Genomic DNA, 15,359 nt, shown 5'->3' on the forward strand with positions numbered 1-15,359 from the left:
CTTCTAAAATATTCAAGTTGCTATAATTTTATCTTTTGCGCCTCATCAAGATTGCTTTGTAACGAAGAAATCTTTTCTCTTGCCCAAAGCCGCAGTCGTTCATCCTGCACACCCTGGTTGGATGAAGCTTTTACATGGAGTCCGATCAGGGTTTGATCAGAATCGATAAGCATTGACAAGAGCGTACGCAAATGCTCCGCTCCCATCTTTTTATCAGCATTCTCCAGGTTAAAGACATGACTCTCTGAGAGATTGAAGCTATCCGTATCCTTTAAAAAATCAAAGCTAGCCAGATCGTTATGATAAGCAACGGACGATAATCTTCTTTTATTCGCAAGGTCAGCAAGTGCAGGATTTCCCTGGCCTTTTTCCAACTTAGCCAATATCTCGTTTTGATAAAGGTGCTCCTGCTTCACAGAGATGGCAAATTGTTTGGCATCCATCACATAGCCTTTTTCATCTTCTTTATGGCAGGCACTGATGAACATTCCAATCAACAAAAGAAGTCCAAAAACACCTGTTCTTTTTTTTAGAGAAATTTGTTTACTGATCAATCTGCGCATTAAATATGTTTTGTGATGGTTTAATATTTTCTTAAAATCTTCAAGGATAATTGTGTTCGTCATCGCCCAAAATGATGATCAAATCTGTTAGTAGTAAACATGTCCAGACTTTTTAAAGTTTAAAATTTTTATTTTTTTTCCTGCAGGGATGAAGCATGTTGTTTTGACAATCCTCAAAATGCAAACAAGAAAGCAAATACATTGATTCATTATATGATGTCAGAAAATTTCCAACTCTAATCAGAATTTATATATTTGCTGCTGTTGCACGGGGTGCTTTTAACAAAATGTTAAAGGCTGAGATGAATACCCGCGAACCTGACACGGATAATACCGGCGTAGGGATGCACCTGCTCAAATAGATTGCGGCCACCTGGCTGTTTGAATTTAAGCGCTGTTCACTATCCGAATTCCGGTAAACAGTAAGGCGTTTAAAATTTTCAAGCATATGCAATTAGAACAAAAAAGTTTCAATGTACTTTCCGAAAAGCTCAGCAACTGGCAGGGCCGAAAGGAATGGTTTTTCAACCGTGAACATACCGACACTTATGAACAGTGGTATGAAGGACGGTACAAACGTGCCGAAGTTTGGCAAAAAAAGGTGATGGCTGAACTTGTGGGGAAGGATAAAAACATTAGCGAGTTATTGGAATTTGGCTGTGGCACAACCCGCTTCACCAGATGGTGGAAAGAAATAGGGATTGAAGCTACTGGCGGCGATCTTTCGCCATTTATGCTGGGTCAGGCAGTTCATCTTTTTGATGGCGATCTGGTCAATGCCGATTCACACTTTATGCCCTTCAAAAACAACAGCTTTGATGCCGTGGCCTTCATTACCACATTCGAATACTATCGCGATCCCATACAGGTGATCAGGGAGGCTGCTCGGGTAGGCAAAAAAGGAATTGCATTCGGAATGATGAATAGAAACTCACCAAAAGTGTTGAGAAGACGAGTTCAGGAAATCTTTGGCCAAAACCCCTTTTATCTTACCGCAACATTTTACACCCCAAAGCTGCTCAGCCAAAAAATTCATGAAGCGTTAAAAGGGCGTGAATATACCATAGAATGGACCTGTACAGGACTTCCGAAATGGTTTCCTATGCAGCAGTGGAGCTTACCGATTGGTGATTTTTTCGGTTTATATGTTCGATTTAATGACTGATAAAAGATGAGTTCAGGAAAAATCAACAATACTGAATTTGAGGATATCATTTTGAAAAAAACCGGAAAAGCCCGTAGCGAAATACACTGTGGACCTGCTTTCGGAGTAGATGTATCTGTTGTGAATCTGCCGAATGGCCTGGCATTGGCCATGACCAGTGACCCACTTACGCTGATTCCATCCCTCGGTTTGCAAGAGTCGGCCTGGCTATCGGTGCATCTCATGGCTAACGACATGGCTACCACCAGCTTTGCACCCATGTACGCACAGATGGTTTTAAATCTGCCCACTTCACTCAGCGAACAGGATTTTAATACCTATTGGACCTTTGTGCATCAATATTGCAGCTCGATTGGCGTAGCCATTACGGGCGGGCATACCGGAAGAATTGAAGGACAGAACTCTACGATTTCCGGAGGTGGTACCATGATGCTTTACGCCCCTCGCGAAAGCATTTTGTTAAGCCGATATGCGCAACAAGACGACCTGATCCTCGTAACCAAAGCCTGTGCGTTATCTTCATCAGCAATTTTGGCGATGAGTTTCCCCGAAACGGTGAAGAATGCCATCGGAAAAGAACATTATGATCTGGCTTGTAGCTTGTTTTATCAAACATCCAGTTTGGCTGAGGCTTTAATAGCAAAAGAATTTGGGAACAATGCTGTTAGGGCCATGCATGATGTAACGGAAGGTGGAGTTTTAGGAGCGGTTTATGAAATGGCCATTGCTTCCGGTAACGGGGTCGAAATTGAAAACAGTGTAATTCCCGTAAGCGAGACCGTACAGGAAATTTCTGATCTGTTCGGGCTTGATCCAAGATTTACTGTAGGTGCCGGCAGCATGGTTATGGCAGTAGATAAATTTCAGGCAAATGCACTTATAAAAAAATTAGCAGACCAGCATATTCAGGCCACCATCATCGGAAAGTTTACGGCCAGAGAGCGTGGATACAAGCTCATCAGCAATGGAGAGGCTAGTGATTTACCCTACTTTTCTACTGACCCTTATTGGAATGCATTTTTTACTTCAAAACAAAAAGGATGGAAATAGTTAAAAAAACAATAGATGGCGGCGTTTATTTGGTGGTTGATCCCGCTATGGAAAGGGAAACATTACTCAAAAGCATTGAATCGGCATTGGCTGGAGGAATAAACATCGTACAAATATGGAACAACTGGCCTGCGCAAGTTGATAAGTTGTCGCTCATTAGCGAAATCGCCAGTCTTTGCGCCCCCTATTCCATTCCGGTACTGATTAATGAAGATTGGAAATTGCTACTTGAAACCGATCACCTCGACGGTGTACATTTTGATCAACTACCAGATGACCTGCTGAACATTAGACAGGCTGTAGGAAGAAAAATTATTATCGGAGTAACCTGCTCGGGCCATCTGGATACCGTCCAAAGCGCAAACCAGTACAACATTGACTACATTTCCTTTTGCGCCATGTTTCCATCAAGCTCAGCTGGGAGCTGTGATATCGTTTCGCCAGAAACGGTCCGGCAAGCCAGAGCGATTACCAATATTCCATTCTTCGTTTCAGGTGGAATGACTCCAGACAACACCGCCATGTTAAAACTGAAAATACCATTTGATGGTGTTGCTGTAATTTCAGGAATACTGGGAGCGAGCAATCCCGAAAAGGAAGCAAAGGCCTTTCAACTTGCACTAAATGACCAAAAGAATAAGATATGAGAATGAAAACCATAAATAAGTTATGCTGTCCTTTTGATAAGGCGGATCTTCAATTGAAAATTTTTGTAAAAGACACCAACTTGAATGTACTGGAAGGCATTTTATCCTGCTCAGCATGCCAAAGAAACTATCCCATTGTACATGGTGTGCCCATTATGTCGCCTGATCAATATCGGCAGATTGAGCTCGAACAGCCCATTATAGAAAACTGGAAGATTGAACACGGACTGGAAGAAATCCGCCTTATTCCCGGCCAAATCGATCAAAGTTAAAACCATTTTCATTTTGCCTACATCTTGTTCGACTATTCAAAAATGAGCTTGATGTAGGCAATTTCACCTGCAACAAGCTTCGTTATCATGATAAAATTGAATGGCAGTCGAGGAAAATTGTGGCTGACCGCAGAACGAAATTAGAACGTGTAGTAAATCAGTTCACCACCTTTAATCAAATCTGCGTGATTTAATCTATAGCCTTTTATAGTTTTCCCGTTGAATACTATTTTTTCAATGTAGCCTTTACTTTTCTGTCCTGATATCTTTTTTATTTTTAAGGTTTTACCATTTGGGAAGCGCACCAATACTTCATTAAATGCGGGTGTAGTTGCTTCATAAAATGTTGAAACCGGATCTACCGGATAAAATCCGAGTGAGGCAAAAACGTACCAGGCCGACATTTGGCCAGCATCATCGTTTCCGCTTAAGCCACCTGCTCCCTCATCGTATTCTTCATTCAGGATTTTGTTAACCTGCAGCTGGGTTTTCCATGGCGAAGCGGTAAAATTGTACAGAAAAGGTATTTGATGACCAGGCTCATTTCCATGCCAATATTCCTGTTTGTTAAACAAAGAATCTAATTCATTCTCTAGTTTTTTAGGTCCACCCATTAACTTAACCAAACCTGGTACATCTTGAGGCACATAAAAACTATACTGTCTCGGCGTCCCTTCTGTGATATAAGGTTCACGGTGATCGGCAAGAAACGGTTCGAACCAAGTTCCATTCTTGTAGCGCCCTCTAACCATCCCGACACTGGTATCGAAAACATTTTTATAGTTTAATGCCCTTTTATCTAACATCTTAAAATCTTCTGTTTTAGCCAAATCTTTCGCGATTGTACTTAATGCATAGTCATCAAATGCATATTCCAGCGTTCGGCTAACCTGCTCCTTTTTATGAAACGCATTCGGAATGCTATCTTCCATCGGAATATAGCCATATTTTAGATAGCTGTTTATTCCCCGTCTGCCTTTTCCATTTAGATAATCTGCAGAGTCTGGCATCTCGAAAGCATTTTTCCTCATGAGTTGATAAGCTTTCTGGATATCATAATCCCGAATCCCTTTATTGTAAGCAGAAGCAATAAAGGCCGTTGAATGATCGCCAATCATCGCAGCAGTATAGCTATTCCAGCATGGAAAAATAGGTAACCATCCACCCTGCTCACCTTTTGATATTAACGATTGAACAAAGGCATTGGCCAGCTTTGGCTGCAACAATTCCACCAAAGGGAGCTGAGCCCGGTAAATATCCCACATGGAGAAATCATCGTAATAATTTCCCTTAGCTATTTCGCGTTGATAGTTTCCTGCAAAACGAGGGTAACCGCCATCAACATCATTAAAAAGCCTTGGATGTTGCTGGGCATGATAAAGTGCTGTGTAGAATATTTTTTTCTTTTTCTCATCGCCACCTACAATTTTAATTTGTGAAAGCGATTCAGACCAGCTTTTTCTGATCTGGCTTCTCACCTCCTCGAAACTTAAGGAGCCAATTTCTTCTTCCAGATTGGCTTTTGCAGCTGCTATACTGGTAAAAGATGTTCCGGAAGATATGACGATTTGCTCGCCATTTTCCAGTTTGAACCCAGCATAAACGCCAATATTTTTCTTATTGATTATGGATGTTGCAGTGTCCGTTCTGCCTTCGCTAAAAGCACCACTTCTAGTAAATTTCCTATTAATTTTGATGAAGAAGTAGCCGCTAAAACCAGAAGGCTCTCCCCAGCCCTGATAAATACGATGAACAGGATTGTAGCCAGAAATTTCACCCTTTGATTGATCAATTTTAATGAAACCCTTTTCCTGATCGCTATTTGGGCTAATTAACAGATAAATACTGTCTGCTTTTAGTGCCTTTACCCGAAGCATACCACTGCGGAGCGTAGCCGTGATTTCTGTTTCCAACTGATATTTCTGAAACACTGCTTTATAATAATCCGGCTGCGAAATTTCCCCTTGATGACTATAATTTTCGGCATAATCATTGGAAGCAGTTTTCAGTTTTCCGGAAATTGGCATGATGGTGAAACTGCCATAATCTTGCGTACAAGAACCACTGATCCAGTGACTGGCTCTAAAACCAAAAATTTTATCGTTATTGTAATAATATGGCGCCAGACATTTCTTCTCGCTAAGCTGTGTTTGCGGTGTCCACTGCGTCATTGCAAAAGGCGGTGCAACTGCCGGAATGGTATTGGCCAAGCGCTCCGTTTTATCCTCAATATGTTGGCTTGCTTTCGTGGTACTGCCAGAAGTTCCAGAAAATGGCTGGACATATCGAATCAAATCCTTTTGTTGCGCAAAAGAAGAACTAGAAAACAGGCAAATGATCAACGTAATCTTCACGGAGAATGCACATGCATGTTTAAAAAAACCAATAACCGCTTTTTCGGCCAAATCTGTCGAGTAATTAGTGCTAATCGATTGAGTCATTATTTTTTCTGATAGGTTCCTCCAACTTCTTTTCTGTATTTCGCATACATCTCAACGGAAAGGGTTACCGGATTTCCAACTGTTTTTGTAGGATAATCCTGGCGTTTGTTCACCCACTTCCATTCCCAGTCGGCTAATTCACTTTGAATGGTTGCAATATCCAGCTTCTTATTTTGGATGATCGCATTACCGGCTTTAGCAATAAACATTTCCCAGCGTGGTTTATAAAAATCACTTAATAATCCACTCCATTGGCGGCAAGCGTATTCATTCAGGGGACTTTTAGCATCGCCCCAAAGGGTGATTAAATCTTTCGCATTCATTTCGTAAAGCGCCTTTTCTTTTTCGGTTTTCCCCCATCTTCTCGCATCACTTACCCATGGACCAAGTAAAAAGTCTTGTCTTGAGGCTAATAGTTTGTCCATGTCATCAATCAAATTTAAAAATCTTTTGCTCTCGATCTGGAATGCCTGAAGATCCTTTCTTTCATATGCAGCAACAAATTTTCTTTGAATCGGCAAGGCATAATTGGCGAGTACTTGGCGGGTTAAATCAACAATATCGTATTGATAACCATCACTGGCTTCACAATTTTCACTGGCTTTTATCAACGCATCCCATGCTGGAAGTAAATCCTCCTCATGATAGTTCAGTGTAGTTTTCGCCCATCGTGAAAGGGAATCTAAAGTTGGTCTGGCCTGAATTATAGATTCTGCACCATCTCTGATATATTTGTCAGCAGGTACATTGTAAACCGTTTTTCTTAAAATCTTCCAGGCATCTTGTGCATGCTGATCATTGGTTCCATAACGGTTGGTAACAAACTTAGGAAGCCATTTATTTAAATCGATTGGTGTTTTTTGCCAGGTATTGGCCATCATCAACTCATATAAAACCGGATTTTGTTCTATCCCTTCCATACTCAAACCGATACCTTTCATTTTACCACTTTTTGGATTTGCCAGCGCTTCGGCGGGTGCGGTTGCCACCACATCCATGCGACCAAACAGATTAGTGTTGCCACCGAAATTGTGAAGCATATTCCAAATCCAGGGTTTACCATAAAAGCCTTCCGTTCGTTTCCAAACGGGTTCAATTTCTGTAGCCAGATCCAATAAAATCATTTTATCATCCGGAACTGCTTTCAACAAAGCTTCGGTTTGCGGCTCTTTCCAAAATTTTCTGTCACTATAAAAAAGCCATCCCTGCATCACCCAAACGGCTTTTGGATCGGCCTGAGACATTCCATCATAAATTCTTGCGCTCAGTTTACCTAAATAATCAGGTGCTGATGATGGTGGCTCATTTTCATTAAAGGTATCTGCAGAATAGAGATGATCCGTTCCTAAAAGTTCCGTTTGCTTCTCCAGGAACTTTTTACCTATTTGGGCAAACATCGGATCTTCAGAATCCAGAATATAAGTATCTGCAAAACCATTGGTCCAGTTGGTTGCTTTTAATTTTGCATTCGGGTATTTTGCCTTAAAGGCGGCAGGAACGTGACCAGTAAATGCCGGAAGCACAGGTTTCATACCAAGTGCCCGCTCCCTTTGTAAAATTTTCTTTTGCAAATCGAAGTGTTCTTTCATCCATGAAACGGGTAAAGGACCACCCCATCCATCGATGTTGCCCATCCAAAACCATGAGAAATATGCCGGACCAGTAAAAAAGCCACTTAATTCTTCATCAGAAAAACCCATTTCTTTATACAAAAGATACCAGGTATACTCTTCGCCCGTAATGGCCAGCGGCATATTGATTCCGTGTAAAGCCATCCAATCAATCTCTTTTTCCCATCTTGCCCAGTCCCACCAACTCATACTGTAGTTAAATGTACAGTAGTTCAAGTAGTAACGATATTCGTAAGGCGTTTCTTTTCTCACTTTGGCTGGTACCTTTGGAAGCGTAGCAGGCAGTTTTAAATTAGTGCCGTTCCAGGTGATTTGACAGTGTGCATACTCCGTTAAATAGTGATAAAATGCCGAAGCGATGGCCACGCCGCTTGAACCTCTTAATAGGATTTTGTTGCCCTTGCTTTCAATTTCGAAGATATCTTTTCCATCTTTGGCGTTCAGTTTTTCTGTCAGAAAATATGATTGGTGCTTTGGAACCACCCTTGCAATAAGTTCGTTTGATGTTTTTAAATAATCTTGCGACCACGATTTGCCGTAGCCCAATAAACAGATTGCAAGAACAAAAAGGAATTTCAATTTCATATCAAATTTTTAAGAACCACTTCTTATCGTAAAGAAATTTAAGGATAAATAATTGGATGCCGAGGATTGCAGTCCATAAAAGTGCCGATTGCCAGATTGCCGGAATCTTTTGAACTAAGCCACCGAAAATAAAAACCGCCGTAGATTCAAAATTAATAAGGCCATGGGCACAAACGTATATGAGGATGGAGTTGCTGCCAATCCAAAGAAATGGAACACACCATTTTTTAATCGATTGCACATCAATAACATAATAAAATAGGGTAAATAACAAAATGCTACATCCGCCAGCAAATAATACGAAAGTACTGGTCCACATGGTTTTGTTAATGGGAAAAATGATCGACCAAAGTAAACCTAAAGCGATACATGCAAGACCTGCAAGAAATAATTTGAGTACTTTTTGATTGGGTGAGCTTGATTCGGATTTAATAAAAGTACCAGTAAATATGCCAATCATCGCAGAACAAATTGCAGGAATAGTGCTTAAAATCCCTTCCGGATCGTATACAATGCGATGGAGTTTCCCTGGCAAAAGTAAGCGATCTATATAGGCTGATAAATTGCCTTCAGGTGTTAGCACACCAGCACCAAAATGAGGAACCGGAACATACATCATGATAAAATAATAACCGAAAAGGATGGCTAAAAACCAAATGATTTGTTTTGGTAGCGAGAAGTTAAGATAAATCAGCGCAGCGAAAAAAGTAGAAAAAGCAATTCGTCCGAGTACACTGGCAAAGCGGGTATTTTCAAAACCATTCCACTGCAATAATCCATTCACAATAAAACCCAGTACAATTAAAATCAAGGTTCGTTTGATCAACGAATAATAAACCTGATTAGAAAGGCTTTTGTCGTTCGCCCTATTTTCAAAATATTTTTGGTACGAATAAGGCATTGATACGCCAGAAATAAAAATAAACAAGGGAAAGATCAAATCGTAGAAAGTGAACCCGTTCCATGGAGAATGGTGCAGCTGATTGCTGATACCAACCATCATTCGCTCTAAAAGCGACAAATTTTCTGTACCTATAATCTGCCAGTCTTGATGGTTTTGAGCAAGGCCATGCTTTTGCTTTACGGCGTTAGCTAAACCATGGAAAATCCCTTCGCCGCTAATAATCCAAAACATGTCGAAACCACGCAAGGCATCCAAAGAAATTAATCTTTTTGGTTTACTTACTGGCAAATCGACCCTGGCGGTTAATTTCATTTAAATGTTGGTGGTGAAGATTATTGATTAATTTTTGCTTCCGCAGGAACTATTTCTTTATTGCAGTTTGATAAATCACGTAGCCTTCATCGTTAATCACCTGAACATTTAGGCTGTTATTGCTTACAGAAAACAGCATAAAGCCATACTCTGATGCGACCATCTGGGCATCAGGAATCAGTTTAACCGGCGTTTTCTCTGAAGCTGCACCAGAAATGAAATGATGCGTTTTGCCTTCAGGTTTAATATACTGCAAACTATGCTCGTGCCCGGTTAAATATACATCAACCCCGTTGCGATCTAGCAATGGCTTCAATGAATTTCTAATGGCTTTGGTATCATAACCTTCCGTTCGGCTACCTCCGGTAAACATAGGATGATGGCCTACCACAATTTTCCACTTTATGGAGGGATCTTTTTCGGCAAGTGTTTTTTCGAGCCATTTTTTTTGAGCAGTAGTATCCTGACCTTTCACATTTGGTCCGTATTCTGCGTTTTTGTAAAACTCAGGAATCAATGGATTGGTATCTATAAAAGCAATTAAAACCTGATTATTCAGATCTCCATTGATGGGGAATTTCTTTGAAAAGTATCTTGCAGGCATTTTCCAGCGTCTGCTGATTTTTGAGTATTCAACCTGCGCATCAGGATTTGACTTATAATCGTGGTTACCTAGAATAACATACCAGTCCCATTGCAATGAAAAATCAGTGTAGATATCTTCAAACGAATATTTAAACAGCGGATCTCTTTCGCTGATGACACCGCTAGGGTAAAAATTATCACCTGTAGAGATTATAAATTGAGCCTTAACATCTGCAGCAGTAATTCCCATTTGTTTCGCTACCTGTTTCTGGTGATCGGCACCATTTCTGCCCCAATCGCCCATGGCAATAAAATTTAAAGTACCAATTTCTTTTTTGAGGGTTTTTGTTGCAGCAACCGTTTCTGAAGGATTTTTTGTGATGATTTGCGCAAATAAAGATCCTGCAGAAATAAGTGGAAGAAGAAATAGTAGTCGTTTATTCATGAAAATGAATGGGGTCTTTTTAATGAAATGGATAAAATTTTAAAAAAGAAATTTCTCTAAAGATAAGCTAGAGAAATTTCTTTTCATGTTATCCCAATTAATTGTAACCAGGATTCTGTTTTAATTTCGGGTTTAAGATCATTGCCGAATTAGGAATTGGCATCAGGCGGTGGAAAGTTTGTGCATCGGTTTTGAAACCCCACGACCCTTCGTACTTACCAAAACGAATCATATCGTTGCGGTGCCAGCATTCCCACGAAAGCTCTCTGCAACGCTCTTTGTATATATCTTCCAAGGTTACAGAAGTCCACGCTGGTGAAGTGGTTCGCACTGCTCTTAACTGATTTACCAAAGATAATGCAGTTTGACCTTGTGTTGGAGTAGCGCCTCTTAATATCGCTTCTGCTTTCATCAACAAAATATCTGATAACCTGAAAATGGGCACATCATTATTTTGATTTCTGTTTGAGGAAGTACTATCGCAATAGAATTTATTGTTGCGGTAACCCATGTTCCAGGCCACTTCATCATTTCCAACGTCGAATGGTCTCGATGCATCTCTCAAGGTTAAATTAGGTGTAATATCGACCTGATAAGTAATTGGAGCGGAAGCATCTGCACCAGTGTAAAACTGGTCGTAACCTTTTTTGGTTGTAGCTACAGTAACCGGGCGGCCATCATAAAAAGTTTGTAAACCTCTAATCCATTGCGCATTTCTTTTATCATTAGGATCGTTGAAGTTTGCATAAAATTCTGGCAAAGTACTCATTGGTGCACTTGGCGTATGTTTAAGACTATATTTCGCCTGCAATGATCGTGGTAAAGAATACCTCGAATAAATCATAAAACCATTGCTGTATCCCGGATCGTAAGGGATAGCAAAAATAAATTCTTTTGTTTGAGGTCCGTTATCAATAAAAAACATCTTTCTGAAATCAGATTCTAAACTATAAGGTGATCCTGTTGCCGTTGTAATCAAATCACACATGGCTACGGCTTCATTATAACGGGCGGTTCCGGTATACACTTCAGAGTTAAGATACATCTTCGCCAAAATTGCATAAGCGGTGTACTTGTTCGGTCTGCCGTAATTTGCTGCACCAGTGGCTATGCTTAGGCTTGGTAATATATCTTTAAGTTCTGCCTCTATGAAAGTAAATACTTCTGCTCTCGGTTTGGTTTCTGGAGAAGTTGTTTCGCCGAATGAAGTTACAATAGGGATATTGCCCCACAAATCCATCATCATAAAAAGTGCTAAAGCTCTTGTTGCACGAAGCTCGGCTATTGAGGTAACTTTCGCAGGTGATTCTGGGGCATCTTTTAGTAGAAACAAGCTCTGGTTTGCTTTACTAATCACACCCGAAAGCCATCCCCAACCACTACTCACATGTCCGTTATCTTTAGTCCAGGTATGTTTGTGGTGCATTTCATAAGTTCCGCCATCATACCAGTTACCACCTCTTGCAGGCATAATCGCCTCATCGGTACTTAGTGTTTGCATGAAGAAATAATCGGTACTCCAACCCTGACGAAGCTGTACGTACACCTGGCCAGTAAGCTGAACAAAGTGTTGTGCCGTTTGCGGAAATGTTTCTGGGGTTAACTGAGTTTCAACTTTTAAATCCAGTTTATGGCAAGAGCTTAACACACCTAATGTTAAAGCTGCACCTGCGATATATTTAATAAGACTTTTCATCTTTTTTGATTTTAATTAAATGATACGTTTAAGCCGAACAAGAATGTTCTGGTTTTAGGATAAAAGTTATTGGTATCTACACCTGGAGCAATACCGCCCTGGTTAATTTCCGGATCGATGCCTTTGTAACCAGTGATCACAAAAAGATTGTTAGCAGTAGTATACAACCTCAACGAGTTTACACCCGGGATCAGTCCTTTTTTGAATGTGTAACCCAGGGTGGCGTTATCTAACCTCAAGTAACTACCGTTTTCTAAGAAGCGGCTTGAATATTTGTAGGAGTTAAAATCTGATGCTGATTCGTTTTCTACCTCAACCGGTATATTGGTGAACTGTGCTGTGCTTGGGCGGAACAAATCGGCACGGGTTACGTTCATGATTTTGTTACCCAAAACGGCTCTCATAAAAATACTTAAATCGAAGTTTTTGTAACGAACATTGTTGCTCCAACCGATTAATGCTTTTGGCTGTGCATTTCCTAAAATATAATAGTCAGTTCTATTTAGTAAACCCTGCGTTTTAATATTGCCTGCCGCATCGTAGTATTGCGAAACACCGTTGGCATCTTTCCCTGCATATTTAAAAGTGTAGAATGTTCCAATCGCCTGGCCTGGTGCTAAAATCTGTAATGATGCTCCACTTTGACCAGCGCCATCAGGAGTTACCGTCAACCTGTTATCGATATTGAAACGAGTATCAGATAAGGTAATGATTTTATTTACGTTTCTGGCAAGATTGATGGCTGTTGTCCAACTGAAATTATCGCTAATCACTGGCGTACCATTTAAAACCACCTCTATACCTTTATTACTTAGTTTGCCCACATTTGCGGTAAGCTGACCAGAAGGATAAAGGTTTTGATCAACATCGAAGGTTAAAATTAAATCAGTAGTTTTTTTGTTATACCAATCTACCGAACCACCTACTCTACCACCGAATAAACCAAAATCTACACCTAAATTTGTGGTTGCTGTTCTTTCCCAGCGTAGATCTTTGTTTTCATTTTGGATGGCGCCATATGCACCCTCTCTCGGTGAACCGTTGTAATAAAACTGCCCTACCTGACCATAAATCAATTTGGTTGTTAGTGGCGCAAAACCCAATGAATTTCCGGCAATACCATAACTTCCACGTAATTTCAATGACCTAACCACGTTTTGATTTTTCATGAAATTTTCCTGGTCAAGGTTCCATGCTGCACCAACTGATGGATAGTAACCCCAGGTTTCATTTATACCGAATACGTTAGATCCATCCCTTCTAATCGATCCTTGAAGTAAATACTTGTTTTTATAATTATAGTTTACTCTGGCAAAATCAGAAATCAACAGAATTTCCTGATAGGTAACACCAGGGTTAAAATCTACCCTGAAATCGGTTACCGCGTAAGGATTACCTAAACTTAAGTTGTTATAACCCACCTCATTTACAGGAAAATTAGTAGAAGTTGATTGGAAACCATCATTATTTAAAGATTGTTGATAAGAATAACCAACTACCGCATTAATATCATGATCGCCAAACTTTTTGTTCCATGTAAGATAAGTTTCTATAATCTTATTTGTATTTTGATAAGCGTTTCTTACTGCCACACCATTCTGCCCCACTAAAGAGACGAACGTTGGGTTTGCTGGCGGATCTGGTGTGTTTCTTACGTTGTTATAACGAGAAGTATAAATGCTATTGTAAAACGCACCATACACATTTTGGGTATTTTGATAAGATACATTTACATCATATGTAAAACCAAAAGGAAGTTTTAAGTTAGCACTCAAGTTCCCCAAAATATTTTTAGTTTTTAAATTTTCTTTCGCATTCTCCAACATCGAAACCGGGTTATAATAACTGGTTTGAACCAAGTTATCAAAATAACTACCGTCGGCATTTCTTACCGGTGCAGTTGGCAAATAAGTAAGCATTTGCGATAATATCGTGTTTCTGTAAGGAACCAGATCTGCATTACTTACAGAGTTGCTTAAGTTGAAAGAGATTTTCAATTTATCATTGAAAGCCTTTTGCTCAACGCCAATACGACCAATAAACCGATCTAATCCGCTTGTTTTAATTATCCCCTGCTGATTGAAATAGTTAACACTTGCATTATAGGTTGTTTTTTCGGTACCACCACTTAATGAAACGTTATGGTTTTGAGACATGGCATCGCTTCTTTGCACTTCATCCTGCCAGTTTGTATTTGCACCTTTATCATTTGCTGGTGTTAGAGCAGAGTTTGTTTTCGCTAAAAAAGCCCGCAACTGGTCTGCATTCATCATGTCATAGCGATTGGAAACATTTTCAATTCCAAAATAGCCGTTATATGAAATTTGTGTTTGCCCACTCACGCCTTTTTTAGTAGTCACCATAATTACACCGTTTGCCGCCCGGTTACCATAAATAGCCGCTGCAGCCGCATCTTTTAATACATCAATAGAAGCCACATCATCTGGTGCAATAATCGAAATATCTGCGCCAACTACACCGTCGATAACGAATAAAGGAGATTGAGCGCCTTCACGAAGTGTAGATGCACCTCTCATGATAATCGCGGCGTTACGGTTTGGATCTCCACTACGGCTAATATTTAGTCCCGGAACTTTACCCTGTAACATCTGGCCAACATCACTAATGGCGCCTTTATTTAAATCTTCGCCTTTAACGGTTGATATTGAACTTGTTAACGCTTTTCGGGTGCTTTTACCATAACCCACCACTACAACATCAGTTAGTGATGCCGTTGCTTCTGAAATGGTTACCTGATATGTTGAAGCGGCCTCTACCGTTAGCTCTTTGGTTTGATAACCTAAAAAGCTAAAAAGGATTTTGTCGCCAGTTTTTGCAGAGATCGTAAAAGATCCTTCTGCACCTGTTGAGGTAACTTTGCTGGTTCCCTTTACAGAAACCGAAGCACCTATGATAGGCTGTTTGGTATTATCTATTAAGTTACCGGAGATTTTTCTTTCTGTTTGGGCAAATGCCATATTGAAAGACTGGCCGATAAGTAAGAACAGCAAAAGAAAGCCGCCATACTTTATGCTCGTAAAATTAAACCTCATGATTTTTGTA

At 40.2% G+C, this 15,359-nt stretch carries 11 protein-coding genes and 1 riboswitch; of the genes, 4 read left to right on the forward strand and 7 right to left on the reverse strand.

Annotated features, from left to right (window positions below):
- Positions 1–20 precede the first annotated feature (20 nt).
- The gene (locus AC3ITD_RS09200; RefSeq protein ID WP_489365894.1) at positions 21–563 is read right to left on the reverse strand and encodes a hypothetical protein; all 543 of its coding nucleotides are present in this window, start codon (positions 561–563) and stop codon (positions 21–23) included.
- Between the two features lie 259 nt (positions 564–822).
- Positions 823–925, forward strand: a riboswitch (TPP riboswitch).
- Positions 926–1,011: 86 nt separating this feature from the next.
- Between AC3ITD_RS09200 and AC3ITD_RS09205 the strand changes: the two genes are divergently transcribed.
- From AC3ITD_RS09205 to AC3ITD_RS09220, 4 genes are read left to right on the forward strand one after another with little or no spacing between them, the layout of a single operon-like run.
- Positions 1,012–1,728, forward strand: coding sequence for a class I SAM-dependent methyltransferase (locus tag AC3ITD_RS09205; RefSeq protein WP_265801424.1), 717 nt, complete (start codon positions 1,012–1,014; stop codon positions 1,726–1,728).
- 6 nt (positions 1,729–1,734) lie between these two features.
- Positions 1,735–2,778, forward strand: coding sequence for an AIR synthase family protein (locus AC3ITD_RS09210; protein WP_265801426.1), 1,044 nt, complete (start codon positions 1,735–1,737; stop codon positions 2,776–2,778).
- Positions 2,769–3,425, forward strand: a complete 657-nt coding sequence (locus AC3ITD_RS09215) for a thiamine phosphate synthase (protein ID WP_489365896.1) — start codon at positions 2,769–2,771, stop codon at positions 3,423–3,425. Before AC3ITD_RS09210 ends, AC3ITD_RS09215 begins: the two co-directional genes overlap by 10 nt.
- 2 nt (positions 3,426–3,427) lie before the next feature.
- Entirely contained in the window at positions 3,428–3,697 is a 270-nt protein-coding gene (locus AC3ITD_RS09220; RefSeq protein WP_489365898.1) for a Trm112 family protein, read from the forward strand.
- A 140-nt stretch (positions 3,698–3,837) separates the two neighbouring features.
- Here the strand turns inward: AC3ITD_RS09220 and AC3ITD_RS09225 are convergent, their stop codons facing one another.
- The 6 genes from AC3ITD_RS09225 to AC3ITD_RS09250 all read right to left on the reverse strand — a co-directional run bounded on the left by AC3ITD_RS09225 (position 3,838) and on the right by AC3ITD_RS09250 (position 15,349).
- On the reverse strand, positions 3,838–6,138 hold the full coding sequence (locus AC3ITD_RS09225) for a GH92 family glycosyl hydrolase (RefSeq protein WP_489365900.1): 2,301 nt from the start codon (positions 6,136–6,138) through the stop codon (positions 3,838–3,840).
- Positions 6,138–8,354 carry an alpha-N-acetylglucosaminidase gene (locus tag AC3ITD_RS09230; protein WP_489365902.1) on the reverse strand — a complete coding sequence of 739 codons (2,217 nt, stop codon included), beginning with the start codon at positions 8,352–8,354 and terminating at the stop codon, positions 6,138–6,140. Before AC3ITD_RS09230 ends, AC3ITD_RS09225 begins: the two co-directional genes overlap by 1 nt.
- A gap of 1 nt (position 8,355) precedes the next feature.
- Positions 8,356–9,570, reverse strand: a complete 1,215-nt coding sequence (locus AC3ITD_RS09235; protein WP_265801433.1) for an acyltransferase family protein — start codon at positions 9,568–9,570, stop codon at positions 8,356–8,358.
- Between the two features lie 49 nt (positions 9,571–9,619).
- The gene (locus tag AC3ITD_RS09240; protein ID WP_489365905.1) at positions 9,620–10,600 is read right to left on the reverse strand and encodes a purple acid phosphatase family protein; all 981 of its coding nucleotides are present in this window, start codon (positions 10,598–10,600) and stop codon (positions 9,620–9,622) included.
- Between the two features lie 97 nt (positions 10,601–10,697).
- On the reverse strand, positions 10,698–12,296 hold the full coding sequence (locus AC3ITD_RS09245) for a RagB/SusD family nutrient uptake outer membrane protein (protein WP_463486049.1): 1,599 nt from the start codon (positions 12,294–12,296) through the stop codon (positions 10,698–10,700).
- 11 nt (positions 12,297–12,307) lie between these two features.
- Positions 12,308–15,349 (reverse strand): SusC/RagA family TonB-linked outer membrane protein, encoded by a 3,042-nt coding sequence (locus tag AC3ITD_RS09250; RefSeq protein ID WP_265801436.1) that lies wholly within the window; start codon positions 15,347–15,349, stop codon positions 12,308–12,310.
- Between the last annotated feature and the right edge of the window lie 10 nt (positions 15,350–15,359).

This window comes from Pedobacter sp. KH_004 (assembly GCF_057840755.1).

Excerpts from the sequence above, each read along its gene's own strand:
- AC3ITD_RS09225 (WP_489365900.1), bottom strand. The coding sequence starts at position 6,138 with ATGACTCAATCGATTAGCACTAATTACTCGACAGATTTGGCCGAAAAA.
- AC3ITD_RS09235 (WP_265801433.1), bottom strand. The coding sequence starts at position 9,570 with ATGAAATTAACCGCCAGGGTCGATTTGCCAGTAAGTAAACCAAAAAGA.
- AC3ITD_RS09230 (WP_489365902.1), bottom strand. The coding sequence starts at position 8,354 with ATGAAATTGAAATTCCTTTTTGTTCTTGCAATCTGTTTATTGGGCTAC.
- AC3ITD_RS09210 (WP_265801426.1), top strand. The coding sequence starts at position 1,735 with ATGAGTTCAGGAAAAATCAACAATACTGAATTTGAGGATATCATTTTG.
- AC3ITD_RS09215 (WP_489365896.1), top strand. The coding sequence starts at position 2,769 with ATGGAAATAGTTAAAAAAACAATAGATGGCGGCGTTTATTTGGTGGTT.
- AC3ITD_RS09200 (WP_489365894.1), bottom strand. The coding sequence starts at position 563 with ATGCGCAGATTGATCAGTAAACAAATTTCTCTAAAAAAAAGAACAGGT.
- AC3ITD_RS09250 (WP_265801436.1), bottom strand. The coding sequence starts at position 15,349 with ATGAGGTTTAATTTTACGAGCATAAAGTATGGCGGCTTTCTTTTGCTG.
- AC3ITD_RS09205 (WP_265801424.1), top strand. The coding sequence starts at position 1,012 with ATGCAATTAGAACAAAAAAGTTTCAATGTACTTTCCGAAAAGCTCAGC.
- AC3ITD_RS09245 (WP_463486049.1), bottom strand. The coding sequence starts at position 12,296 with ATGAAAAGTCTTATTAAATATATCGCAGGTGCAGCTTTAACATTAGGT.
- AC3ITD_RS09220 (WP_489365898.1), top strand. The coding sequence starts at position 3,428 with ATGAAAACCATAAATAAGTTATGCTGTCCTTTTGATAAGGCGGATCTT.
- AC3ITD_RS09240 (WP_489365905.1), bottom strand. The coding sequence starts at position 10,600 with ATGAATAAACGACTACTATTTCTTCTTCCACTTATTTCTGCAGGATCT.